The organism is Nostoc sp. DedQUE05 (assembly GCF_034530955.1).
In the GTDB taxonomy this organism is placed as follows: Bacteria; Cyanobacteriota; Cyanobacteriia; order Cyanobacteriales; family Nostocaceae; genus Nostoc.
Map to the genome: position 1 here is coordinate 90,545 of NZ_JAVRCB010000018.1, position 22,804 is coordinate 113,348.

The 22,804-nt window shown below is 42.3% G+C and carries 24 protein-coding genes; 12 read left to right on the forward strand and 12 right to left on the reverse strand.

The window, feature by feature from the left end; translation table 11 throughout:
• Positions 1–52: 52 nt before the first annotated feature.
• On the forward strand, positions 53–1,507 hold the full coding sequence (locus tag RMZ42_RS15720) for a YcjF family protein (protein ID WP_322672251.1): 1,455 nt from the start codon (positions 53–55) through the stop codon (positions 1,505–1,507).
• A 283-nt stretch (positions 1,508–1,790) separates the two neighbouring features.
• Here the strand turns inward: RMZ42_RS15720 and RMZ42_RS15725 are convergent, their stop codons facing one another.
• Positions 1,791–2,840, reverse strand: a complete 1,050-nt coding sequence (locus RMZ42_RS15725) for a sugar transferase (protein ID WP_322672252.1) — start codon at positions 2,838–2,840, stop codon at positions 1,791–1,793.
• A 198-nt stretch (positions 2,841–3,038) separates the two neighbouring features.
• On the opposite strand from RMZ42_RS15725, the gene RMZ42_RS15730 reads away from it, so the two are divergent.
• On the forward strand, positions 3,039–3,836 hold the full coding sequence (locus RMZ42_RS15730; protein ID WP_322672253.1) for a 7-carboxy-7-deazaguanine synthase QueE: 798 nt from the start codon (positions 3,039–3,041) through the stop codon (positions 3,834–3,836).
• 143 nt (positions 3,837–3,979) lie between these two features.
• Here the strand turns inward: RMZ42_RS15730 and RMZ42_RS15735 are convergent, their stop codons facing one another.
• Both RMZ42_RS15735 and RMZ42_RS15740 read right to left on the reverse strand, forming a co-directional pair.
• On the reverse strand, positions 3,980–4,624 hold the full coding sequence (locus tag RMZ42_RS15735) for a DUF3318 domain-containing protein (RefSeq protein ID WP_292729213.1): 645 nt from the start codon (positions 4,622–4,624) through the stop codon (positions 3,980–3,982).
• Between the two features lie 77 nt (positions 4,625–4,701).
• On the reverse strand, positions 4,702–5,259 hold the full coding sequence (locus RMZ42_RS15740; RefSeq protein ID WP_094349133.1) for a hypothetical protein: 558 nt from the start codon (positions 5,257–5,259) through the stop codon (positions 4,702–4,704).
• A 688-nt stretch (positions 5,260–5,947) separates the two neighbouring features.
• Between RMZ42_RS15740 and RMZ42_RS15745 the strand changes: the two genes are divergently transcribed.
• Entirely contained in the window at positions 5,948–6,829 is an 882-nt protein-coding gene (locus tag RMZ42_RS15745; protein WP_322672254.1) for a LysR family transcriptional regulator, read from the forward strand.
• 135 nt (positions 6,830–6,964) lie between these two features.
• Here RMZ42_RS15745 and RMZ42_RS15750 read toward each other — a convergent pair whose 3' ends face one another.
• Positions 6,965–7,567: a hypothetical protein gene (locus tag RMZ42_RS15750; RefSeq protein WP_322672255.1), complete on the reverse strand. Its 603-nt coding sequence runs from the start codon at positions 7,565–7,567 to the stop codon at positions 6,965–6,967.
• A 95-nt stretch (positions 7,568–7,662) separates the two neighbouring features.
• Here RMZ42_RS15750 and RMZ42_RS15755 point away from each other — a divergent pair, with 95 nt between their 5' ends.
• Complete coding sequence (locus RMZ42_RS15755) at positions 7,663–7,875, forward strand: type II toxin-antitoxin system HicA family toxin (protein ID WP_322672256.1); 213 nt, start codon at positions 7,663–7,665, stop codon at positions 7,873–7,875.
• Positions 7,875–8,105 (forward strand): type II toxin-antitoxin system HicB family antitoxin, encoded by a 231-nt coding sequence (locus RMZ42_RS15760; protein ID WP_109012102.1) that lies wholly within the window; start codon positions 7,875–7,877, stop codon positions 8,103–8,105. The genes RMZ42_RS15755 and RMZ42_RS15760 overlap by 1 nt, the downstream gene beginning before the upstream one ends.
• Before the next feature lie 28 nt (positions 8,106–8,133).
• Here the strand turns inward: RMZ42_RS15760 and RMZ42_RS15765 are convergent, their stop codons facing one another.
• From RMZ42_RS15765 to RMZ42_RS15780, 4 genes are all read right to left on the reverse strand, one after another.
• The gene (locus RMZ42_RS15765; protein WP_322672257.1) at positions 8,134–8,751 is read right to left on the reverse strand and encodes a Uma2 family endonuclease; all 618 of its coding nucleotides are present in this window, start codon (positions 8,749–8,751) and stop codon (positions 8,134–8,136) included.
• A gap of 184 nt (positions 8,752–8,935) precedes the next feature.
• The gene (locus RMZ42_RS15770; protein ID WP_322672258.1) at positions 8,936–10,639 is read right to left on the reverse strand and encodes an ABC transporter ATP-binding protein; all 1,704 of its coding nucleotides are present in this window, start codon (positions 10,637–10,639) and stop codon (positions 8,936–8,938) included.
• Positions 10,640–10,935: 296 nt separating this feature from the next.
• The gene (locus RMZ42_RS15775; protein ID WP_322672259.1) at positions 10,936–12,066 is read right to left on the reverse strand and encodes an aldo/keto reductase; all 1,131 of its coding nucleotides are present in this window, start codon (positions 12,064–12,066) and stop codon (positions 10,936–10,938) included.
• 174 nt (positions 12,067–12,240) lie between these two features.
• Positions 12,241–12,738 carry a bifunctional nuclease family protein gene (locus tag RMZ42_RS15780; RefSeq protein ID WP_322672260.1) on the reverse strand — a complete coding sequence of 166 codons (498 nt, stop codon included), beginning with the start codon at positions 12,736–12,738 and terminating at the stop codon, positions 12,241–12,243.
• A gap of 340 nt (positions 12,739–13,078) precedes the next feature.
• On the opposite strand from RMZ42_RS15780, the gene RMZ42_RS15785 reads away from it, so the two are divergent.
• Positions 13,079–13,759, forward strand: a complete 681-nt coding sequence (locus RMZ42_RS15785) for a riboflavin synthase (protein WP_322672261.1) — start codon at positions 13,079–13,081, stop codon at positions 13,757–13,759.
• A 121-nt stretch (positions 13,760–13,880) separates the two neighbouring features.
• Here RMZ42_RS15785 and RMZ42_RS15790 read toward each other — a convergent pair whose 3' ends face one another.
• Entirely contained in the window at positions 13,881–15,473 is a 1,593-nt protein-coding gene (locus RMZ42_RS15790) for a M23 family metallopeptidase (RefSeq protein ID WP_322672262.1), read from the reverse strand.
• A gap of 90 nt (positions 15,474–15,563) precedes the next feature.
• Positions 15,564–16,382 (reverse strand): biotin--[acetyl-CoA-carboxylase] ligase, encoded by an 819-nt coding sequence (locus tag RMZ42_RS15795; RefSeq protein ID WP_322672263.1) that lies wholly within the window; start codon positions 16,380–16,382, stop codon positions 15,564–15,566.
• A 78-nt stretch (positions 16,383–16,460) separates the two neighbouring features.
• Between RMZ42_RS15795 and pgeF the strand changes: the two genes are divergently transcribed.
• On the forward strand, positions 16,461–17,246 hold the full coding sequence (gene pgeF / locus RMZ42_RS15800; protein WP_322672264.1) for a peptidoglycan editing factor PgeF: 786 nt from the start codon (positions 16,461–16,463) through the stop codon (positions 17,244–17,246).
• A 1-nt stretch (position 17,247) separates the two neighbouring features.
• On the opposite strand, the gene RMZ42_RS15805 is transcribed toward pgeF, so the two are convergent.
• Both RMZ42_RS15805 and csaB read right to left on the reverse strand, forming a co-directional pair.
• Positions 17,248–17,700 (reverse strand): retroviral-like aspartic protease family protein, encoded by a 453-nt coding sequence (locus RMZ42_RS15805; protein ID WP_322672265.1) that lies wholly within the window; start codon positions 17,698–17,700, stop codon positions 17,248–17,250.
• Positions 17,701–17,725: 25 nt separating this feature from the next.
• Entirely contained in the window at positions 17,726–18,772 is a 1,047-nt protein-coding gene (gene csaB, locus RMZ42_RS15810) for a polysaccharide pyruvyl transferase CsaB (RefSeq protein WP_322672266.1), read from the reverse strand.
• Positions 18,773–19,229: 457 nt separating this feature from the next.
• Here csaB and RMZ42_RS15815 point away from each other — a divergent pair, with 457 nt between their 5' ends.
• From RMZ42_RS15815 to hisA, 5 genes are all read left to right on the forward strand, one after another.
• Positions 19,230–19,940, forward strand: coding sequence for a TVP38/TMEM64 family protein (locus tag RMZ42_RS15815; protein WP_322672267.1), 711 nt, complete (start codon positions 19,230–19,232; stop codon positions 19,938–19,940).
• Positions 19,941–20,053: 113 nt separating this feature from the next.
• A complete protein-coding gene (locus RMZ42_RS15820) occupies positions 20,054–21,052 on the forward strand; it encodes a glycosyltransferase family 2 protein (protein WP_322672268.1) in 999 nt (332 codons plus the stop codon).
• A 124-nt stretch (positions 21,053–21,176) separates the two neighbouring features.
• A complete protein-coding gene (locus RMZ42_RS15825) occupies positions 21,177–21,512 on the forward strand; it encodes a DUF2499 domain-containing protein (protein ID WP_322672269.1) in 336 nt (111 codons plus the stop codon).
• Positions 21,509–21,808 (forward strand): DUF3593 domain-containing protein, encoded by a 300-nt coding sequence (locus RMZ42_RS15830; protein WP_322672270.1) that lies wholly within the window; start codon positions 21,509–21,511, stop codon positions 21,806–21,808. Before RMZ42_RS15825 ends, RMZ42_RS15830 begins: the two co-directional genes overlap by 4 nt.
• Before the next feature lie 47 nt (positions 21,809–21,855).
• Positions 21,856–22,629 (forward strand): 1-(5-phosphoribosyl)-5-[(5-phosphoribosylamino)methylideneamino]imidazole-4-carboxamide isomerase, encoded by a 774-nt coding sequence (hisA, locus tag RMZ42_RS15835; RefSeq protein ID WP_322672271.1) that lies wholly within the window; start codon positions 21,856–21,858, stop codon positions 22,627–22,629.
• Positions 22,630–22,804 lie beyond the last annotated feature (175 nt).

Consider the following 22,804-nt stretch of genomic DNA (forward strand, 5'->3'; position numbering starts at 1 on the left):
TTTATTTTGATCTATTCTGGAAGAAATAGCCATCCAAAAAGCGCGGAGAATCATGGTTGTGAAGTTGCAGCGACCAATTTTAGTGGGAGGATTGGGACTTTCCTTTTCCCTGTGGATGTTGGACAGTTGGCACGATTCTATATTGCAGGTGGGTGAGTTCGGTTTGTTGAGTGCCTTAGCTGTAGGTGGTGGTTTGTGGTTATTCCAGCAAAAGCGCCCCAAAGACAGTTTAAAGCAGCTAGATGGTATGGTGGTTGACCGAGCGACTGTGGAAAGTGCGATCGCTAAATCTGAAACTGTAATTAACCAACTAGCACAAGAAACAGAAAACCATTCAGCCTTAGAGACACTCAGAGAACAAGTTGCCCAATTGTTGCTGGAATTAGACAGACAAGAAATTAAAGTTGCTGTGACTGGCGGGAAATCCGTGGGTAAAAGCACTTTAATTCAAGTGCTACAAAATTTAGAGACACAAAATTCCGTGTTTTTACAAGAGACAGCACCTTTGTTTAGAGAAACAGGTGAAAATTCAGATGCAGCTATTTTGGCAGAAGTAGCAAAATCTGATTTTGTGCTATTTCTGACAAACGGTGATTTGACAGATTCAGAATTTCAAACCTTACAGCAGCTAAAGGCAGCAAATCAGCCTAATATGCTGGTTTTCAACAAACAAGACCAGTATTTAACTGATGAAAGCGCCAACATCTTTAGTCAATTGAAACAGCGGATGCAGGGAAATGTAGTTGCAACTGCGGCCTCTCCCATTGCCATCAAAGTCCGAAAGCATGAGGCTGATGGTTCTGTGCAAGAGTGGATGGAGCAACCAGCAGCAGATATTCAGCAATTAACGCACCAGTTGGGTGAAGTTTTGGCACAGCAAGGACAACGGCTAGTTTGGGTGACAACCATGAGGAAAGCTGGGTTGTTGAAAGCTGAGGCGAAAAATTGGCTGAATGGAACCAGACGCGATCGCGCCACCCCAATTATTGAACAATATCAGTGGATAGCTGCTGCTGCTGCCTTTGCTAACCCAGTACCAGCCTTTGATATTCTGGCAACTGCGGCAATTAATGCTCAAATGGTAATGGATTTGGGTAATATCTATCAGCAAAAATTTTCCCTAGAACAGGCACAAACCGTAGCTGGAACAATGGGAAGTTTGATGCTGAAATTGGGTTTAGTTGAACTTTCTACAAAGGCTATTAGTACTGTTCTGAAAAGTAATGCCGTTACCTTTGTTGCTGGTGGCGTAGTGCAAGGAGTAAGTGCAGCTTATCTGACTAGAGTCGCAGGGTTAAGTCTAGTTGAGTATTTCCAACAGCAGGAAATAGCGATAGATTCTGGAACTGGTTTGAATTTGGAGAATTTGCGGCAAACCTTGCAAAAGGTATTTCAGCAAAATCAGCAGATTGGTTTTTTGCAGGGGTTTGTTAAGCAAGGCATGAAGCGTTTGTTACCAGAAGTGCAGCCTGTTGAAGTAGTTAATGTTCAGAAGGCAATGGGATAATCTTATACACAGGATCGCTAAATTTTAGATTTTGGATTTTGGATTTTGGATTTAATGATTCAAAATCCAAAATTTTTTTCAACCCATAATTTTAATAGAGGATAAAAATACATAAACATCTTTCTTTTAATAAATCAGTCTAAAATCTCAAAACCAAAATTGGCTGACACTTGTGTGCTGCTGTTAGTAAACCTAAAATTTACCCAAGCCTAAAATAGGCTTGGGTGTATTTAAGAATATCGTGATTGCTAGTTCTCAAAAAATTGTGAATAAGGATAATTAGCTAAACAGCACCACTGTTTCTATTAAACAGAATAGCTATAGTTTTGAAAATTAGCTTTAAATCGTACACTAAACTCCAATTTTTTTGATACTGCAAATCCAGACGAATTACATCTTCAAAACTACGGACTGTAGAACGTCCATTTACTTGCCATTCGCCAGTCATGCCGGGTTTTACATCTAAACGTTGCCACTCAGGTACTTCATAGCGTTCCACTTCATCGGGTGTAGGTGGTCGAGTGCCTACTAAACTCATCTCTCCTTTGAGGACGTTCCAAAATTGGGGTAATTCATCAAGACTAGTTCGCCGTAAAAAGCGCCCTACCTTAGTAATTCTGGGATCATTCTCATTTTTGAAAAAAGCACCTTGCACTTGGTTTTTAACTTCAGATTTCTTCGCTTCTGCATCCACACACATAGAGCGGAATTTCCAAATTTTAAACCGCTTACCCATCCAACCACAACGAATTTGACTAAAGAAAATGGGCCCGGGATCGTTAATTTGAATCGCGATCGCAATTGGAATAAACAAAATTCCTGTAATTAATAAACCAATCACTGACCCGACAATATCTAAGAACCGTTTCATCCAAGATGCCATAGAAGGGTGAGTAGTGGGTAACTGCTCTACTTTACGGGAAGTTGTCTTCCGATTATCTACTACGTCATCTTGTTCTATTAACGACCCATCCCCCAGAAGCTCTAAAGCAAAAACCTGATCCAACCCTGTGAGTTTTAGGACTGCCATGACTTGAGGTGTTACATTCCGCAGTGTTAATGTAATCCCCTTAGTCTGAGCGTATTTAAAATTACTTACCAGGGCACCTAAACCACTACTATCGATAAAAGTAGTTTGGTGAAAGTCAATGATGATTTGCTTAGGATGTGAATTGGGCCCAATTAAGCCTTGGCAGGTTTGCTTAAAGCCTAAAGCCTCCAGCACGCTCAACCGCGTCGGCACCTGCACTATAGCCATGTCGTTTAGGGAATTAACTGGAAAATCGACCTCTGTCGGTTGGCTAGTCATGAAGCTCTGCACTTTCGTTGCCATGTATAATGTAATATGCCAAACATTACTTTGTCCTACAAAATTACTTAACCTAATATCGGAATTAGTGGTAATCAGGACTAACTGCTATTTACCGGGGCTGAGATTGGAGATCGCTAGCGACGATTCACAATAGAACAAGAAGCCAAAAAACATCCTTGCTGTTGTGCCGACGCAGCGCGATCGCGTTGCTCTGATCAAATGATTGCTAAAAATACGGTTACACCTACCGCACGCCTGATTGAGGTCTTTTCTGCCATTCAAGGGGAAGGACTGAATGTCGGGACACGTCAGATATTTATTCGTTTTGCTTTGTGTGATTTGCGCTGTCACTTTTGTGATAGTGCTCACACTTGGAGTGCACCTACAACTTGTCGGATAGAGCGATCGCCTGGATTGCGCGACTTTGAAATTCACTCTAACCCCGTCTCATTACCCATATTACTCGAATGGGTGGAACAGCAAAATCTACCTTGTCTACACGATAGCATTAGCTTAACTGGCGGCGAACCACTTCTTCATGCTTCATTTTTAACGCAGTTTCTACCCCAAGTGCGAGCCATAACTGGTCTACCTATATACTTAGAAACTGGCGGACATCGCCCAGAACAACTAGCAATGATTATCCCATACTTAGACTCTGTAGGTATGGATTTAAAACTGCCCAGTGTTAGCGGCGAAAGTTATTGGCAAGAACATAGTAAATTTCTCCAGTTATGTCATGACTCATATTTAAATGTTTTTGTCAAGATAATTGTGTCTCAAGACACAGATCCCGCCGAGTTGGAACGTTCAGCTTTGTTGGTGGCAGAGGTTAGTCCAGATATCCCAGTATTTTTACAACCTGTCACGCCTTTAGCAGTATCAGAACAATTTTCTCCAGTGCCTGTACTTGCGCCTTCCAGCGATCGAGTTTTGATGTGGCAAGGTTTGATGAAGGGGTTTCTCAAGCACGTGCGCGTGATCCCCCAGACCCATAAAATGCTGAACCAGTTGTAAAATTTTAGTTTGATAAAGATGTAGTCAAGAAAAAAGTAAGATTTTATGAAATGGTAATCGGGCTGTTGCCTCTCATGAATTAGGAAGGCAGCAGCCCAATTACTAGCAGCAGGGCTGATTTATTCCATTTCAAATAGAAGTTGCTATAGTGCGCCCTCATCTGGAGCTTTGGATTTAGCTTTTGCCTTATTGGCACTGCGTTTTAGGGCAGAGAGTCTTGCTTCGTATCTCGATCGTTGGCGCTTACTAGGAGTATTATCAATCAGGGTTTTCAAGGCGCTACCAAGACTCTTGTAGGCATTGGGGAGGCTATAACCAAAACGAGTTGCTAAAGCGATCGCTTTCTCATCAGCATTGAGCAATTCTCTTAGTTGCTTTTCCCCATTATTCTTTTGGTACAGTCGCCAGCCTGACACGCCACAAAGCGACAAAGCTAACACCAGCAGCAATCCATCTTGTACCCACAATTCTCCTACAGCACCACCTAAACCAATGGCCAGTGCTGCCATTTCCCAACCATCTTTAGGAATTGTGTCATTTTGAACGCGAGCAACCTCATGCCAGAACAGCAGATTACGCTGATCCATTGCGAGGGCATCCCATTTCACCAAATCAATTTGAATTTCTACCTGGTCTTTACCAATTTCTTCGCAGCGAACCAGGGGTGGATTGACCTCAGTTGTGCCTTCAACCGTGACCCAGCTTTGCAGTTCTGGTGGTAGTAAAGCTTTCAACCGCCGGAGTTCGCTCATTTCCGCTTTGGCAGAGGAGGTTGCATAGGATGTCATAATATCCAGCCCCAGAAAATTTCAGTATATAGTGAGGGTATCACTTTGGAGTATAGCTATTTAAGTAACGATCCGTCTCACTCACTAGGAAAAGTTCCTCGCTTTTTTCGTGCTTCCATTGCTTTTTCTAGTAAATCTAACAATCCTGGGGCTTCTTCTTGGATACTGAGTAATAGTCTTTCCCCAAGTTCTATATTCCCCGGATCGAGACCTGTTGCCATCACTTCTGTCAAGCGAGGTATTGCTATGCCATCCACAATCTGAATTAATCCACTCAGGCAACGGTGAAATTGTTTTTCTGTAAGAATTGAGTCTTCTAAAGGAAACTCAATAATCGCACGAATTTCACCATCGGATGGGTCATACTCCCATTGCAACATTTTGGTTTCCCAGGAAATTGCAAGCATTGTTTGGAGGATAGCTGCCTTGTGAGGATGGTCTTGGATTCCTCCCAGAACTTGAGGGGCAAATACCCGGAAAAATTTTCCTTCTTCATCCAGTTGGACAACTATTAGGAAATCTTCTAGATTATCAGCCTCTACACCTGTTATAATCCGGTCTTCTTCATCATCAAAACGGTAGTCCCAACCAAGGTTGTCTAAATAGTTGGCAATCTGTTTGAGGTTAGCTCCCATAAAAGCCTCATAAGGAACGTGGAGCAGTTGTTACCAGACCTAGTTTAACCTGCTAGGGGCAGTTGTTTGGGTTGGTGTGGATACTTCCGATCGCATATAAGTATGCAATTAAGGTATTGGGGATGGGTTATGGGGTATGGGGCATTGAAGATAAGAAAAATAGACGTTCGGTCGTCCCTATGAATGATATTTTTTGGATGACTTTTGCTGATTCTTAAAGAAGTAATCATTACTGTTTTTCAAATTTTAGCTAATAAAGCATATAGTCCTAACTCCCTTAAATTTTAATTTTTTTATAATTTGAATGAATGTCTTGCTAGAGCAAGCATGGTGGCAGGATTTGTAATCAAATTGAAATATAAAGCAAAGTTTAAATAATTTATACATAGCATCTAAATTTTTTGAAAATATACGTAAAAGCCTCAAATACTACTTTTAAAGTTGAATAATATAGCATGATAATTAATACAATTTTATATTAGAATTAACAATCTTTTTCACATAATGATTGTAGCTAGCAACACTTTTTGGATTATGAATATCAAGAAATATTATGCATAAATCAGCATTAATGATAGCGATCGCACCTCTAGTTTTTGTTATAAATTTTCTAAAACCTCTGCGCTACTTTGTGCCTCTTTGCGTTTATATATCTATAGAAAATTAAAACTTATAAAATATCACGAAAATGGAATTGCGACACCTGCGCTACTTTATTGCTGTAGCTGAAGAACTGCACTTCAGTAGAGCCGCCGAGCGACTGCACATCGCTCAACCGCCCTTAAGCCAGCAAATTCAGCAATTAGAGGCGCAATTGGGGGTAGAACTGTTTCACCGTAAAACCAAACGACAGGTGCAACTAACAGAAGCAGGACAAGTTTTTTTGCAAGAAGCGTATCAAGTTTTAACTCAACTCCAAAAAGGAATTGAGCTAACCCAAAAAACGGGAAGAGGTGAAAAGGGACTACTGCGAATTGGGTTTACCAGTTTGGCAACTTATGATTTGCTTCCTGTGATTTTGCGGCGGTTTAGAGAACAGTTTCCAGAAGTAGAGTTAGTATTGCAAGAATTAACCACAGCTCAGCAGGAGCAAGCGCTACAGAATCGGCACATTCATGTAGGTTTTGCCCATCCGCCCTTAGAAGACAAGACACTCAATCAAGAGTGCATTCAGCAAGAAGCGTTAATTGTCGCTATGTTGGAAACTCATTCTTTAGCTGAACAAGAAAAGATTTCAGTGCGATCGCTAGTAAACGAAAACTTTATCATGTTCCCTCGCCATTTGGGGCCCGGGCTTTACGATCAAATCGTAAATCTTTGTCAGCAAGGAGACTTCAGCCCAAAAGTGACTCAAGAAGCGATTCAGATGCAGACGATTATCGGATTGGTTTCAGCAGGAATGGGGATTGCGATCGCACCGTCTTCATTGCAAAATCTTCAGAGAACTGGTGTAGTTTATCGTACTCTAGAGGAGAAAACACCATTAGTAGAAACGGCTATAGTGTGGCGGGAAGAAGATATGACACCTGTACTAAGGGAATTTTTACAAGTTGTCAGAAGTATCTGTTGAGAAATGACGATCTTCTTCTGGCAAAGATGCTATGCAAAATAACAAAACATTTAAACTTTGTATTTAAAAATATAGTTTTTTTAAGTAAAAAATTAATAATAGATGCTACTTACTCAACCCAATTTTTACTACTCACTAAAATTTTAGTAAAGAGTCCTTCATTCTCATAAGCTGCTTTGGGGCTGCAAATAAATAGATATATTGAGAATGATAAGGCCATCTCGCCCAACCACCCCAATCCATAAAGCGAACCCATAAAGTTGTTGGTGAACACGTACCTACTTCCAGAGGGAACCTCCAAATATCCCTATTTAAAGTAAGCTCTGGATGAGTTGGTGCAAAAGTATCTTGAGCATCCCATTCAATGATTCCGTCTTCACCCCATGATGTACCATCAAATTCTGCTTTAAATGGTTGAGCTATCCCTTGCAAAATAGAATTGTTATGTTCCCTCTGTGAATTTGCCAAAGGTACATCGGGTACTGCAATAGCAATAAATGCTGCCTTTTGAGACGCTATTAGAGCATGAAATTGACCTATAATGTAACCAGAAGTTAAGGCATCTCCGCTTACATATTCTTGGAGAAACAAGTCTTTATAAGAGATTTGACTGGGATGCCCTTCATCAATTAAGTAATTACTTGCATTTTTGTAGAAAGTAAAGCATATTGGAAACCAATCTTGATTTTGCTCTACAATTTCATAAATTTTAAGCTTAATGGCTTCTGATAGAGACAAGTTTGACCTCAAAAATATTTAGTAAAAATTTGAGTTATTTATATAGTATTTATGTACTAAAAAGATAATAACATAGTTATTTAAATTGAGGGTAGATGCCCAAAAAAATCAGAGAGTTAAAAACTATTTTGTTGAGGGCTGGGTTTGTCTACCGTTCTGCTAAAGGTAGTCATACGTTCTGGACTCACCTATTGATACCTGATGAACCAGTTACTATTGCTGGGAAAGATGGAGACGATGCACCTCGATACTTAGAAAAACAAGTTAATCGTGTTTTGAAGCAACTAAGAGAAATAGAGGAAGAATAATGAGCGATCGCTATAGTATGGTAATTCAATGGTCAGATGAGGATAATTGCTACTTAGTACACTTACCGGAATTTCCTTGGCAGCAATTCCACACTCATGGTAAGAGTTATGAAGAAGCTGCTAAACATGGGCAAGAGGTAATTGAATCTCTGATTGAATGGTATGAAGAGCAAGGAAAACCTTTGCCAGAGCCAATTACTTTTCCTCAAAAACCGTTAAAAGTGGCTTAAATATTTTTAAGATACAGTGCATCGCACTTTACCTCAATCCCTCAATATCAATCCTTTCAGCTTCCGGCTCAACAGGCTCAAACTTCACCTTGTTGTATAAATCTTGTAGAGAAATTTCAAATGGTATGGTTACAAGTGCGATCGCTTTATCTTCTTCATCATATTCACGAAGCGCCCATTGCTTTTTCCCGGTTTTGGAAAATTGATCTACATGAATTCGTGTTTGGTCAATTAATAGATATTCTTGGAAAGTGGAAATAGTTCGGTAAGCCTGAAATTTATCTTCGCGATCGTAGCCTTTGGTAGATTTTGATAAAACCTCCACAATGACCTGTGGGTTGACAATTATATCCTTTCGGTTGTTGAAATACTCCGGTTCACCCGCCAGAATCATCACGTCTGGATAGGTGTAGGTACGCTTTTGGAGTATCCACAGACGAACATCACCCATGAAAACGCGGTAATTCTGCTTTTTAAAAGCAAAATTCAACTCAGTACTTAAGTTAAGTGCTATTTGATTGTGATTTACTGTTCCACCCGCCATAGGAATTATTTGCCCGTCAATGTATTCACTTTTGTAGTCAGCAGCTTCTTCTAGCTCTAAATATTCCTCTGGGGTATAGTATCGCTGTTTTGTTATTTGCATAATTTTATCGGGTAACAATGTTTAACAATACGGATCGTCTAGGCACTAAAGATATTTTATCCATGTTGACCGAACTGGTTAACAGGTTAGATAGAGGTTTTATGTGCTTTTTACAAAGTGAGCGTAGGCGCAGCCGACTGTAGGCATCGCTATCTCAATTCACATAGTCTTTTAACTTCTTTTCCTATTGATAACCAGCAGCTTGTAAGAGAAACAACTTGGCATAACGTCCTCCTAGCTGTAACAATTCTTCGTGAGTTCCTTGTTCTATAACTTCGCCGTTTTCTATAACTAGAATTTTGTCAGCCATTCTTACCGTTGAGAAGCGATGGGAAATCAAAAGTACCATCTGATTTTGAGTAATCGCGCGAAAATGATTGAAAATCTCAAATTCAGCTTGGGCATCTATTGCCGATGTTGGTTCATCTAACACCAAGATATCTGCTTGCGATCGCATAAAAGCACGAGACAAAGCAATCTTCTGCCACTGTCCCCCAGAAAGTTCTTGTCCTCCCTTAAACCAACGACCAAGTTGAGTCTGAAAGCTTTGGGGTAATTGGTCAATAAAAGATTGGGCCATGCCTTTTTCAGCAGCAGTTTTCCACTGTGTTTTGTTTTCGAGATGTTCTACATCGCCCACGCCAATATTCTCCCCCACAGTGAACTGGTAACGGACAAAGTTCTGAAAAATCACACCAATGCGACGCCGCAGCACATCCACATCCCATTCCTGCAAATCCAAGCCATCTAAGAAAATTCGCCCTGAGTCCGGGGTGTAAAGTCGGGTAAGTAGTTTAATTAAGGTAGTTTTACCGGAACCGTTTTCACCCACAATTGCCAGTTTTTCTCTGGGTTTGAGATGCAGCGAAATATTTCTCAATGCTGGCTTGGAACTTCCCGGATAAGTAAATGAGACATTCTCAAAACGGATACCATCTTGGGAATTTAAACCAATAGTTGCCTTACCCCAAGATTTTGGTACTTCTTCTTCCAGAAAATCGTAGAGATTTGATAGATATAGGTTGTCCTCATACATCCCTCCAATAGAAGTGAGGGCATTGGAGAAAGTAGACTGTCCTTGGCGAAACACAGTGAGATACATTGTCATATCTCCCAAAGAAATCTTACCTAACACTGTTTCCAGCACAATCCAAGCATAAGCTAGGTAAAAAGCACCTGTACTGACCAAACTCAAGAGATATCCCCAAAGTCCTCGCCGCAGAGTTAAATCGCGGTCTTCGCCATATAGTTGATCGAACAGGCTGCGATAACGTCCTAGCAGCATTTCTCCCAACTGGTAGAGTTTGACTTCTGTGACAAAATCTTCTCTTGCTAATAGATTTTCTAAGTAGTGCTGTTGTCGGGTTTCTGCCGCACGCCAACTAAATAAGCGAAAGGCTTCTCCAGCAAATTTTGTTTCAGCAATAAATACAGGCATAGCTGCCAAAATCAGTACCACCACTGCCCAAACTGAGAAATTTACTAGCAAAATCCCATAGGTAATTAGGGAAAGGGCATTTTGCACCAACCCAAAGGTGCGGTTTACTAAAGAAAGGGGACGAACCGATGCTTCTCGTCGGGCATTGGTCAATTTGTCATAAAATTCTGAGTCTTCAAACTGCCTAAGATCGAGTGTCAGCGCCTTTTCTAAGATGAGTACATTTACTCGCTGACCCATTAGCGCCCGTAATAACGACTGACAAATGGTGATTCCCCGCTGACTACCTGCTAGTAAAATTACAGCGATCGCTTCTAATCCTACATAAAATAGTGAAGGATAAATATTGACAGAACCATTGCTTTGTGAGTTCACTTGAGATGCAAATACCACTGCATCAACAATTAACTTACTAATGTAGGATATCGCCGCCGGTAAAAGACCAGCCATTAAAGTTAAACTAGCCAGAAAAATAGTAAGCGATCGGCTAGTAGTCCATACTAGGCTTACAGCCCGTCCACTGTAGCGGAAAACCGTCAGTGATTGGCGTAGGATATTTCTTTTTTTTTAATTTTCATCTTTTTTGGTGAGACACCCCAGCTTGGGCGGATCTTCCTGACTCTATTAATCTTTATATAATTTTAACAATAAAGAACTCAGAACTCAGGAGCTAGAATGACGAGTATGCGACTGGGTGGTGAATACCATGCTGAAGTTAACGGATATTCTGACTCCTGTTTACATTTTTATCCCCACAATCTCCTACCTGCTTTCCCATTTAATTTTTGGTGAGTATCTTTTAACAAAGTTGGAATATCTAACTTTTCTGGACAGCGAGGCAAACAGTCACCGCATTCTGTACAACGGTTGCCTTTCATTCCAGGGAACCAGTGACCTGCATTTTCAAACATTCCGTAACGATATTGGCCATAGTCTTTCATTTCGTATGCTACGGCAAGATTACGTAACCGCAATATCTCTGGAATATTGATATTTTCTGGACAAGGCAAACAAGCATAACACTGGCTACAATTATCAGTTTCCAAAGCAATTTTTTGATGATTTTCTAACCGTTGGAAAGCGGAAATTTCTGCTGATGTTAACTCTCCATCATGGTCAGCGATTTGCAAAGGTTCTCTTAATTCCTCTGGGTTAGCTGGCCCTATACTCAAAGTAGTAATACGGTCATCAACAAGTAAAAAACGATAACTCAGTTCTAAGGGTGAATACGGGTAACATAGGTCTTTTAGAGTTTGTGGTGGCGTGTAGAGGCGTCCTCCCTTATCAGCAGGGGAAATAATGAAAATGCCCATATCCTTTTCGGCAGCTAGTTGAATTGCTGGTGCGTGCCGTTGAAAAAAATAGTAATAATGCAGATTGACAAATTCAAATAAATCTGTATTGATTGCTGCCTGAATTACCTCTAATGACCCGTGGCTGGAAAAACCAACGTGTCGCACCCGACCATCAGCAACAGCTTCCTCTACTGCTTGCATACAGCCATTTTTGGCTTGCACCCACTCCAAATGTTGCCAAGTGTTCAAACCATGAACGCCCAAGCAATCTAAATAATCAAGCTGTAATCGTTCTAGAGATTCGTCGATGCACCGACGCATGGTGTCAGCATCTGCTGTGGCTGAGATTTTGGTAGTGACATAAAGCTTCGTTCGGGGTACTGACAACCCAGCTTTTAACGCCCTACCAAGATACTCCTCACTTTTGCCATAACCTCTGGCGGTTTCTAGATGATTAATTCCTAGCGCTAAGGCTTGTTCGATGGTCTGGTGAGCATTTTCAAAATCAGCCAGGTAGCGCATCGTTCCCAAGGAAAAAACCGAGAGGCGCAGATTCGTTTTTCCAAAGCGTCGGTATTGCATTTTTAACAAAGAGTTAGGAGTTAGGAGTTATAAGTTAGGAGTTGAAAGAAGTAAATCATAACTCTTAACCGGAGGCGGAGCGTCTCCGGCTCTGCTCCTAACTTTTTTTGCTTACGAGTTAAGAGTTGAAGCAAAATAACTCATAACTCCTAACTCCTAACTCATAACTTTAATTTAGCTGTCGTCATTACCAAAGCGCTTGATCAAATCTTCAGGACGGAGATTAGAAATAAATTCACGAAAGGCTTGCTGTTCGGCTTCATCTGCATCGCGATCTACAGGGATAGAAGCATCGGCAATGACTTCTTCCATTACCCAAATGGGAGTATTTGTACGGAGGGCAATGGCGATCGCATCGCTAGGACGCGCATCAATTTCTTTTTTGATTTCGCCTTGCTGGACAATTAAAGCTGCATAAAATGTATCCTTTTGCAGGGAATGAATGATCACCTTTTCTAGAGTCATGTTCCAAGTCTCTAGAAGATTCACAATCAGGTCATGAGTTAAGGGTCTGGGAGGCTTCTGATTCTCCAGTGCGCCCATAATTGCCCTAGCCTGTTCCTGACCAATGTAAATTGGCAAAGCCCGCCGATCTGAAGAATCTTTCAAAAGGACGATCGGGCTGCGGGTTATGGCATCTAATGCTATGCCAGCGACTTTCATTTCAATCATTGCCTAAGCCTCTACAATGCTTTGAGAGTCTTGGATGCCGTGTAATAAATAGCACCCATTTTTAGGCGGTTTGGTGACAGTAATAAACATAAGCATTCGTTCTCTATAATTGCTTCTATTAAACTCCGAACTTGTGGTGAAAACCAGAGTAAGTCAAATTGGTCTTCTTAGAGAATAACCTTCTTACCCAAGTATGCCCTGTGAAGGATGCTAATGTGTTAATATTCCTATGCGAAAAAAAGTCAGAAAATATACTTGGATGTTCAAGATTTCTGTGATAATTACCAATTGATTTCAGGCAAAATTAGGCAATAAATAGAGTTAGTTTAACAAAAAAGCCGTGTTTACAGGATTAATCCAGGCATTAGGAACGATGGAACCCTTGGGGGGCGATTCTTGGCAAATTACTTGTGTAAGCCAGTCGGGTGAAGTAATTATGCAAGATTTGGCTTATGGTGACAGTGTTGCTGTAGATGGTGTTTGCCTGACAGTGGAACAAGTTTTAAAAGACGGGTTTATTGCCACGGCTTCACCGGAAACTCTACGCCGGACAACGTTGGGAGGTGAGCAAACCCAAAGGAGATATGTCAATTTAGAAGCGTCGCTAAAGGTAGGCAGCAAAGTTGGGGGTCATTTTGTGATGGGTCATGTAGACGGCATCGGTCGATTGCTAGTGGCAGAACAAACGGCTAGTTCTTGGGAAATGACCTTTATTGCTTCCGTTGCGATCGCACGGTACATTGTCCCCAAAGGTAGCATTGCCGTCAATGGCATCAGCCTCACAGTCGCCGATTATGAGCCAGAACTCTCCCAATTCAAAGTAGCGGTAATTCCCCTGACATACAGCGAGACAAATCTTCGCTATTTGGTTTCTGGGAGTTTAGTGAATCTAGAAGGGGATATTCTCGGCAAATACGTCGAAAAATTCCTTTATTCTGGCAACCCCCACACCAGAGCTAATGATGACAATAGTATAGATGGCATTACACCCGCATTCCTAGCAGAACACGGGTATTTGTAATTTAGGAATGGGGATAGAGAGTGGTGAGTAGGGTATTAAGAATGGGGTATAGAGCATTAGTTATTCCTCCCCCTGCTCCCCTGCTCCCCTGCTCCCCTGCTCCCCTGCCCCTCAGCTTCTTCTAGCTGCCTGGTTCTCGGCTTACCTGAGCGGTTTGCAAGCCTCGCACTAACTGACTGAGGGCACTTTGTAATTCCACGCCTGGGTCAGAAGCAACCCACCCATCTTGTGTCAGGTGGCGGACTTCAAAGTGCAAGTGAGGGCCTGTGGAGTTCCCAGTGCTGCCAACTCGCCCGATGACAGTTCCAGGTTGTACCCACTGACCGGGTTGAACGAGGATTTCTGACATGTGACCGTAGAGAGTTTGTTCAGCAGATTTGTGATTCAGGATAACGGTTAAACCATAACCACCCACCCAGTTAGCAGTTTCCACTTGACCCGCAGCAGCAGCCAAAACTGGTGTTCCCGTAGGCGCACCCAAGTCTGTACCAGCATGGAAGCGTTGATTACCTGTGATTGGATGAATTCGCCAACCAAACAAAGAAGTAATAGGAGCGGGAATAGATAGTGGATACATCATTCCCGTACCACTATAGGCGACTGTCCCCATATAGGGGATTTGTGGCAATACTGATGCCAGTGAGAAGTCGTAAGCCACCTTGCTGGGGCGGGGTGCAATGTTACCATCTGCCATTGGTAACGGTAAAGTACCACCACTCGGTGCAATGGGAGTTGCACTAACTCTTGTAGGACTGAATTCAGCGGGAGTCGGGATAAACCGATTCGAGCGAAATGCGCTCTTAGTGACACCGCTAGAATCACTTTGAGTTGGAGTAGCACGCCATCTGCTGGTGTTGCCAGTAGAAGATGCAATCTGCCGTACAGGTGGAACTACTGGTAATTGAGCGTTTTGACTTCTTCTGAGCCAATTAGGTGCTGGTTTACTATTAGAATCAGCTACACTCCTTTGAGGTACTTTGGCGCAAACGCCGCCTAATACACTTTGCCCTGACGGCAAAATGGCTCGACAACCACTGGAGCGTTCTGTAAGAATTACAGAGTTTGGTGCTTGATAAGTACCTGTTGCACCACTGTCATAACTATTAGGATCGATATAAGCGTTATTATAATCCTTGGTTTTCTCCGCCGTTGCACTGACAGGGCTGTTAGAGTTATTTGATGGTTGAGCAACTACTGGAAGTTTTTCCGGTGCATAGCGGGCAGGGGTATTGGGTTTTTCCTGTCTCACCCTTAAAGGAGTAACCTGGGAGGCTTCTACCTTGGGCTTTGATTGTCTGATAATCACAACAGGTTCAGCTGCTTCGATTTTGGGTGTAGACTGCCTAACTGGCTCTTTTGATTGAGCAACGTCTGGCTTGCCTAATCTCTGTCTGAGTCTGGCTCGCCGTTGGGAAAATTCTGGTTGCGCTTGAGCAGCTTCCGGCGACGCAACAGCCTGTTTTTTAACACTTCGACTTCGCTCAGTGTTAACTGGATTTGTAACTGCTGTTGGTTGAGAACTTTCAACAGTGGGAACGATGTTGTCTATTTGTGCTTCCGTTTGGGCAAACACGAAGCCACCGCTAAGGAGGCTAACGCTACTCAGCCAGCAGAGACTCTGGGCTGGTAGTGTTGAGGCAAAACGTTTTTTTGTTAGACCTTGCTGCCATAAGTAATGCAAACGATGATGGGCAGAATTTTTGCGCTGCGTCATTTGTTCTCTCAGTTGTGTGTAATTAGCCTAAAGAGATGATGCTAGTGGTTTGTCTTGCCCAAAGAGCGAAATTTTGAACAAACCTCAAATTTAAACGGAAGATTTATGGTACCCCAAACTGATTGTACCGGGTTCAATATAAATTTCCGGTGTATTTAGTTCCTTTGTATCATGTGTTTCTAAATCAATTCGTAAATTTCCTTGAGATGTCACCCCAACTACAGTACCTAAAAGATTATTGACGTACACCCGATCGCCCATGTTTGTAAGCAAGTCTAGATAGCCAGACAAGAGTATATTTACTCCTTCTTGAAAAAGGCACTCTATACCGGATTCTATTCCCAGCAAGACTTTAGAGGTGAGCATTTCCAGACACGAAATTGGTCTGAAATCTTGGGAAGCTTGCCACGATTCCAGATTGATTCCAGTTTCTGGTACTGGGTTCGTCCAGTTAATACCAACACCAATTACTGCTTGGGTAATTTGTCCTTTGTTTACTTTGGTTTCTGTCAAAATGCCGCCTAGTTTGCGACCATTTAAAACTAAATCGTTAGGCCATTTTATCCCAACATCTATACCGCATTGGCGTAATTGCAACGCAATTCCCCAAGCAGTAGCGAAAGTTAGCTGATAGCTGTCAGTAGCTTCTATTTTGTGGTCGAAAGAAATCGCCACGGAAATATATAATCCCCCAGCCGGAGAAATCCACTGGCGGCCCCATTGTCCCCGCCCAGCAGATTGCTCAGTTGCGATTACTACTGTCCCTGAAATAGCCCCTTGGTTGAGTAAGTTCCAGAGGGTTTCGTTAGTTGAGGAGACGCTTTCAAAAAAGTGAAGAGAAAATGGTAAATATGTATGCTTACGCCCTGTTTGCAAGGCTGCTTCCAAGTTTTGCAGATTAAATCCCACAGCAGTTAACCCAAATTCCGTTGTTCAAGTTAGCATTGATTGGCTGATGAGTGATTTTCCGTTTAGGTTTGGTTGAAGATGCACACTTGGCACTGGCACAATTGGGAAGGACTCCCCTATCTAACTTGTAGTATTCTGGAACGTTGGCACCACGGCTTCTTTACCCAGCAGTTTTGGCCGCGATCGCCACAAGTTATCACAGAAGTATTGCAACCAGAGGCATCAGTCTATCGCTTAAAGCAGGTTCATGGCAATACTGTTCTCACCCCCCAAGAAGTTGAAAGCTTCTTAAACTCTGCACAGGAAGATTTCGCATCGGCAGATGGTTTAATCAGCGAACAACCTCTACAAGCGGTTTGGGTAGCTAGCGCAGATTGTACACCCGTGTTGATTGGGGATGTGCAAACTGGACGGGTGGCGGCATTACACGCAGGCTGGCGGGGGACTGCTAAAAAGATTGTTCCCTTGGCGATCGCTCGATTACAATCTCAAGGCAGCAAACTTGATGATTTGAGGATTGCGATGGGCCCAGCGATCGCTGGTGAGGTTTACCAAGTCTCGATTGAAGTGGCTGCCGAAATCGGGGCTAGCATTATATCACATAATGACGAAGAAAAAATTGTAACTGCATTACATGAATTACCAAATTCACCTTTACTAGAAGATCCTAATCCTGGCAAGGTACGGCTAGATGTGCGGCGAGTGAATACCTTACAACTGGAAAATATGGGAATTAGTGCAGAACAAATTGCGATCGCACCTTATTGTACTTTCCAAACTCCAGAGCATTTCTTTTCTTACCGCCGGGAGAAAGAGAAAAAAGTACAGTGGTCAGGGATTGTTAGCAAGAAAACGAGTGACTAGCCTATATTCTCATTACAGGATAGTTAGGATGTTCAGGATTCGGGATAAGTCGTTGATTTCTACAGTCCACCAGTAAATCCAGCGTTTCTAAAACCGTCTGTCCAAGCAGAACTATATTCCCTGTAACTAATGTGGCTTCGGTAGTTTCCCGTCCTGCCAATTCAATAATTACGGGTTCAGTTACTCCTATAGATTCTTCACTACCATTGACGTATTGAGCAATCTGCTGTCCTCGAATTCTCAAACCAAGTTGCTGGACAATAGACATGGGTAGTACAGTACGTACTGCCCCAGTATCCACTAATGCTTCTGTTTCATACACCCGCAGCATATTTTGATTGAGCATTCCTCGGCTGACAAGCGCTTCATCAATGGCATTGGTGAGCTTGATTTTGACGCGAACTGCACCCATAGGTTGATTGCTGGCAGAATTTGCACGATTGAGATTTACCATAATCTGTATAATTTTGGGAAATTCTTTAACTCAAAGCTTCACTCAACAACTCGCAGTGCATTAAAGCGCCATCCACCAAAGATTGGATTTTCTCTGATGATAAAGGATCGCCATTGGCGTAATGCTCCATCCAAGTCAGACCAATTAAATTGGGGTCATCGGGTAAACTCGCTAAATCCCAACCAGGCATTTCTAAGTCTTCCATGAGACGATTTACTTTGGGGTCATAACTGAGAGCAAAACAGCGACAACCAACAGCCGCAGCCATAATTAAACTGTGCAAACGCATCCCAATCGCCATTTCAACGCCGCGAAACACACCTTTTAAAAGTTGCGGATCTTCTAGACACAAAATCTGGCTGACATCTTTAAGATGTGGTTGAATGGCTTCGGCAATACTTAAATCTTCACTTTTTTGAAACGGCAGTAATAAAATAAAAGCCTGCGTAGCTTTTTGAAAGTCAACCAAAGCACGAGTTAAGTTTGCTAGACGTGTTTCTGTAAGTTCGGGATGCGATCGCAACGTTACCGCAACTCTTGGCGCAGGTAAATCCCAAAGTCCTGGTACTGGTTGAGATTCCAACGCCCAAACCGGGTCAGGAGCTATAATACAAGGAATTTGCCAATCAGATAATAAAGCGGCACTGGCGCGATCGCGTACACTAACTTTGGTACAATTACTAAAGGTTTGCCGTGCCAACCAACGAGTTTGTGGACGCACCAAAGGGCCAATACCCTGCGCCCAAGCAACAGTTTTCAAACCCATTTTCTGCGCTAATGCCATCAGTCCGCCATAATAAAATGGGCTGATGGTACTGGTAACATCTTGAATCAGACTCCCACCGCCCCAAATTAAGGCATCACTTGAGCGTAAAGCTTGTAGTACAGCTAAGGGAGCCATGCGATCGCAAGTTTCTACATTGTAGCGATCGCGGGTTTCTTCTGGATTACCAGAAAGCACCACAGGCGTTACGTGAGATGGCAACATTTGCAAAAGCGTTGCCAATAAAGCTTCGTCACCACCATTACCTTTACCGTAATATCCAGACAATAATGCCCGTATGTTGACCATTTTAGATTTTAGATTTTGGATTTTGGATTAATTAATAGCTATTGTTAAATGAATCTCTGCCCCTCATATAGATGGTAAACTCATTCCCAAGTTCTATAGCAGTGGTTAAACAACTTAGGATATTCATTGGTAAATCGTCAGAGAATTACTGTCACAGCTATCCATAGCAGACTTGTCCTAAGCAGGATAAGCCGCTATGATTACTTACATTTTTTCGATTCCGAAGTGTTCATTTCCGGTTTCATCGACAAAAGTCTTTCTACCTTGCAGTTTCTCGATTTGTGCTTAGATACTTTTATACTTGAATCAAGGTTGCGATCGCTTCTTTTTAAAACTAGCTAATACAATAGACATCTAGTGAAAAATCCTTGTAGAAACTCGAAATTTCGCGTCTCTACAAGGATTTAAATTTTCAAAAGATGGGTTTTGTTACACAAAAAGTAGGAGTAGAGTTCTAATGTGGAACTTGAAAACTGGTATTATGCTACTCACGCTGAGTTGCATAATTGCAACTGGTATAACCGTATATCTTTTTAGCGGCATTGAACCAGTACAAATTCAAGCTTTGCTGAAATCTTCTGGTATCTGGGCACCTATTATTTATATTGCTTTGTACGTTGTGGCAACCATGTTAGTTTTGCCCTCAACGGTACTAAATTTGACTGGAGGTGCTATTTTTGGCCCTTGGCTGGGTACTGTCTGGACTAGTGTTGGAGCAGTCGTTGCGGCTATAATTGCCTTTGTTTTTACTCGAACTATTGGACGCAAAGCAGTTGCAAAACGATTAGCAGGACGCTGGCAAGCTATGGATGCTGAGGTGCGTCGTGGAGGGCTTTTTTATATGTTTGCCATCCGATTAGTACCAATCATGCCCTATGGCTTGGTCAACTTTGCCGCAGGACTGACTTCAATCGGTTTTAAAGATTATGTTCTAGGTACAACACTTGGTACTGTTCCTAGTGTTTTACCTTTTGTACTACTAGGTAGTTCTGGTCTGAAGGCAGTGAATACAGGCGATTTTTTGCCGCTAATACTTGCATTAGGCTTAACTGGAACCCTGGTAGCAGGGTCTACTTGGTATCGCCATCGTCGAACTTTTCCCAAAAAAGCTGTAGAAAGGCTGAAAAAATCAGACTCTTCAGATAACATAAATCCGAAGAATAAATAAATAAAGTATAAGAATGAAACTTAAGTGTTGCTAGGTATACTGTGAACCACACCTTTTCGATCGCAGGCAGCCTGTTATCTTGGCTGTAAAAAAAAATTAAACAATATTTTTAGATGTTACCAAAGTATTCATTCATTGTTCCAATTTATAACGAAGAAGAAATTATTCCAGAACTATACCGCAGACTGAGTGCAGTAATGAATCGGATGGATGGGCTTGTCGAATTAATTTTAATCAATGATGGTAGCCGCGATCGCTCTCTACAATTACTACGAGAACTTCATCAAAAAGACCCGCGCATTTGCTATCTGAGCTTTGCTCGTAACTTTGGTCATCAAATTGCCGTAACTGCTGGTCTTAATTTTGTCCGGGGTCAAGTTATTGTTATCCTTGATGCTGACTTACAAGACCCACCAGAACTAATCCCCGACATGGTTGAAAAATGGCGACAGGGCTATCAAGTCGTCTACGCTCAACGCACTCAACGCCTTAAAGAAGGATGGTTTAAGCGTTTTACTGCCTATTTCTTTTATCGAATCCTTAAGAAGCTTGCAGATGTAGAGATTCCTACTGATAGTGGTGATTTTTGTCTAATGGATCGGCAGATTGTAGATATTCTCAATTCTATGCCAGAACGTAACCGCTATATTCGTGGTTTGCGTTCTTGGGTTGGCTTTCAGCAAACAGCAATTCGGTTCGAGCGCAACCCCCGCTTTGCTGGGGAAGTTAAATACACTTTTAGCAAATCCTTAGCCCTTGCGATCAATGGTTTAGTGTCTTTTTCAATAGTGCCACTGCGGTTATCAACCTACTTAGGCTTAATAGCAGCGGCAGCGGCCATCTTCATGGCTTTATTAGTCTTGTATTGGCGTCTTTTCGTCCCCCATTCCCCTTTAACTGGGTTTACGATTATTTTGATGGCAATTTTCTTCCTCGGATCTGTGCAGTTAGTTAGTGTTGGCATCTTAGGTGAATATATAGGGCGCATCTACGAAGAAGTGAAAGCCAGACCCCTCTATACTTTGACAGAGGTAGGTGGTTTTGCGCGCAAATCCTCCAACTCAACGAGCAATTCTGACAAACTAGATAATTTAGAAGACGCTTACAAATAAAAATCTTTATTTGGCGTTGCATAATAAAGGTTTGTTTAAACAAATATAAAATTCAAGCTACATATCACCTTGACAGTGCTACTCTCCACTCCAAATCTCTAACTCCCAACTCCTAACTTTACTTATGCACACCCTTTCAATTCCTACCTGGATTATTCATGTTTCTAGCGTTATAGAGTGGATTGTCGCCATTTGGTTAATCTGGACTTACGGCGAACTGACCAATAACCGCAGCTGGTGGGGATTATCCCTGGCGATGTTACCAGCTTTAGTCAGCGCTATGTGTGCTTGTACCTGGCATTATTTCGACAATGCCGAATCTCTGGAATGGCTGGTAACGCTTCAAGCTACCATGACTTTAGTTGGTAATTTTACACTTTGGGCGGCAGCGTATTTGATTTGGCGTTCTACCAAATCTGTTAACACTGTTGAACCAAACCCTATCAAATCAGAGCAATGATTTCTAAAGAAACCCTGTTTGCACTTTCACTGTTTCCCTATTTGGGTTTCTTGTGGTTTATCAGCCGCAGTCCGCAAATGCCGCGTTTGGCGTTGTATGGATTTTACGGCACTCTCGTCTTTGTTGCCATTACCATCCCGGCGGGGATTTATGCTGTATTGCATTATGGTAAGTCTTTGGCCAATGTAGATTGGTTGCACGGTGGTGCAGAAGTATTTTTGACGCTTTCTAACATCTTGCTTGTGCTAGGTTTTGGGCAAGCTGTAAGGCAATTACAAATGAAAAATGAAAAATAGTAAATTCAGCTATAGATAGCGTTTTGATTGCAATGAGGAAGAGTTAAATGGACGTAATTCCAGCGATTGATTTACTAGAAGGTCACTGTGTGCGACTGTATCAGGGAGACTATGATCGCTCGCAAGTTTTTAGCGAAAATCCCGCTGATGTTGCCAAACAGTGGGTAGATGAAGGTGCTACTAGATTGCATATAGTTGATTTAGATGGTGCTAAAGCAGGTAAAGTAGTAAACCTGGGGGCAATTGAAGCGATCGCTCAAGCAGTGTCAGTACCCATTGAAATTGGTGGAGGATTGCGCGATCGCACCAGTGTACAACAAGTATTTAATCTAGGCATACAGTGGGCAATTCTCGGAACCATTGCCGTAGAACAACCCCAGTTAGTGCAAGAACTCTGCCAAGAATTTCCCGAACAGATTATTATCGGTATTGATGCCCGTAACGGTCGAGTCGCAACTCGCGGCTGGTTAGAAACCTCAGAAGTTTTAGCCACTCAACTAGCTGTACAAATGCAAGAATTGGGCGCAGCCGCCATCATTTACACAGATATCCACCGAGATGGTACACTTACAGGGCCAAATTTAGAAGCTTTGCGAGAACTTGCAGCCGCAATTTCCATCCCGATAATTGCTTCTGGCGGGGTAAGTTCTATCACCGACTTGTTGAGTTTGTTGGCGTTAGAACCCCAAGGCGTGACTGGCGTAATTGTCGGACGTGCCTTGTATACTGGGGATATTTTACTCAAAGAAGCATTACGAGCGATCGGGCCGGGGCGAATTCAGGATATTCCACCCAATCTCGGTTTTTCTACCTTTGCTTGACATTTTCTTGGCAAGTTCGCTATCAAAATCTAGAATTACCCTGGTTGCGCTGGTGGGATAGATAATCAAGGATGCGACAAATAGACCATCTTGTAGAGACGCGATTCATGAGCCAGCGCGTTGCGGGGGTTCCCCCCGTTGTAGCGACTGGCGTCGCGTCTTTAACCAAGAATGT

Coding starts and splice junctions, on each gene's coding strand:
- RMZ42_RS15720 (WP_322672251.1), top strand. CDS start 53: ATGGTTGTGAAGTTGCAGCGACCAATTTTAGTGGGAGGATTGGGACTT.
- RMZ42_RS15725 (WP_322672252.1), bottom strand. CDS start 2,840: ATGGCAACGAAAGTGCAGAGCTTCATGACTAGCCAACCGACAGAGGTC.
- RMZ42_RS15730 (WP_322672253.1), top strand. CDS start 3,039: ATGATTGCTAAAAATACGGTTACACCTACCGCACGCCTGATTGAGGTC.
- RMZ42_RS15735 (WP_292729213.1), bottom strand. CDS start 4,624: ATGACATCCTATGCAACCTCCTCTGCCAAAGCGGAAATGAGCGAACTC.
- RMZ42_RS15740 (WP_094349133.1), bottom strand. CDS start 5,259: ATGGGAGCTAACCTCAAACAGATTGCCAACTATTTAGACAACCTTGGT.
- RMZ42_RS15745 (WP_322672254.1), top strand. CDS start 5,948: ATGGAATTGCGACACCTGCGCTACTTTATTGCTGTAGCTGAAGAACTG.
- RMZ42_RS15755 (WP_322672256.1), top strand. CDS start 7,663: ATGCCCAAAAAAATCAGAGAGTTAAAAACTATTTTGTTGAGGGCTGGG.
- RMZ42_RS15760 (WP_109012102.1), top strand. CDS start 7,875: ATGAGCGATCGCTATAGTATGGTAATTCAATGGTCAGATGAGGATAAT.
- RMZ42_RS15765 (WP_322672257.1), bottom strand. CDS start 8,751: ATGCAAATAACAAAACAGCGATACTATACCCCAGAGGAATATTTAGAG.
- RMZ42_RS15770 (WP_322672258.1), bottom strand. CDS start 10,639: ATGGCTGGTCTTTTACCGGCGGCGATATCCTACATTAGTAAGTTAATT.
- RMZ42_RS15775 (WP_322672259.1), bottom strand. CDS start 12,066: ATGCAATACCGACGCTTTGGAAAAACGAATCTGCGCCTCTCGGTTTTT.
- RMZ42_RS15780 (WP_322672260.1), bottom strand. CDS start 12,738: ATGATTGAAATGAAAGTCGCTGGCATAGCATTAGATGCCATAACCCGC.
- RMZ42_RS15790 (WP_322672262.1), bottom strand. CDS start 15,473: ATGACGCAGCGCAAAAATTCTGCCCATCATCGTTTGCATTACTTATGG.
- pgeF (WP_322672264.1), top strand. CDS start 16,461: ATGCACACTTGGCACTGGCACAATTGGGAAGGACTCCCCTATCTAACT.
- RMZ42_RS15805 (WP_322672265.1), bottom strand. CDS start 17,700: ATGGTAAATCTCAATCGTGCAAATTCTGCCAGCAATCAACCTATGGGT.
- csaB (WP_322672266.1), bottom strand. CDS start 18,772: ATGGTCAACATACGGGCATTATTGTCTGGATATTACGGTAAAGGTAAT.
- RMZ42_RS15815 (WP_322672267.1), top strand. CDS start 19,230: ATGTGGAACTTGAAAACTGGTATTATGCTACTCACGCTGAGTTGCATA.
- RMZ42_RS15820 (WP_322672268.1), top strand. CDS start 20,054: ATGTTACCAAAGTATTCATTCATTGTTCCAATTTATAACGAAGAAGAA.
- RMZ42_RS15825 (WP_322672269.1), top strand. CDS start 21,177: ATGCACACCCTTTCAATTCCTACCTGGATTATTCATGTTTCTAGCGTT.
- RMZ42_RS15830 (WP_322672270.1), top strand. CDS start 21,509: ATGATTTCTAAAGAAACCCTGTTTGCACTTTCACTGTTTCCCTATTTG.
- hisA (WP_322672271.1), top strand. CDS start 21,856: ATGGACGTAATTCCAGCGATTGATTTACTAGAAGGTCACTGTGTGCGA.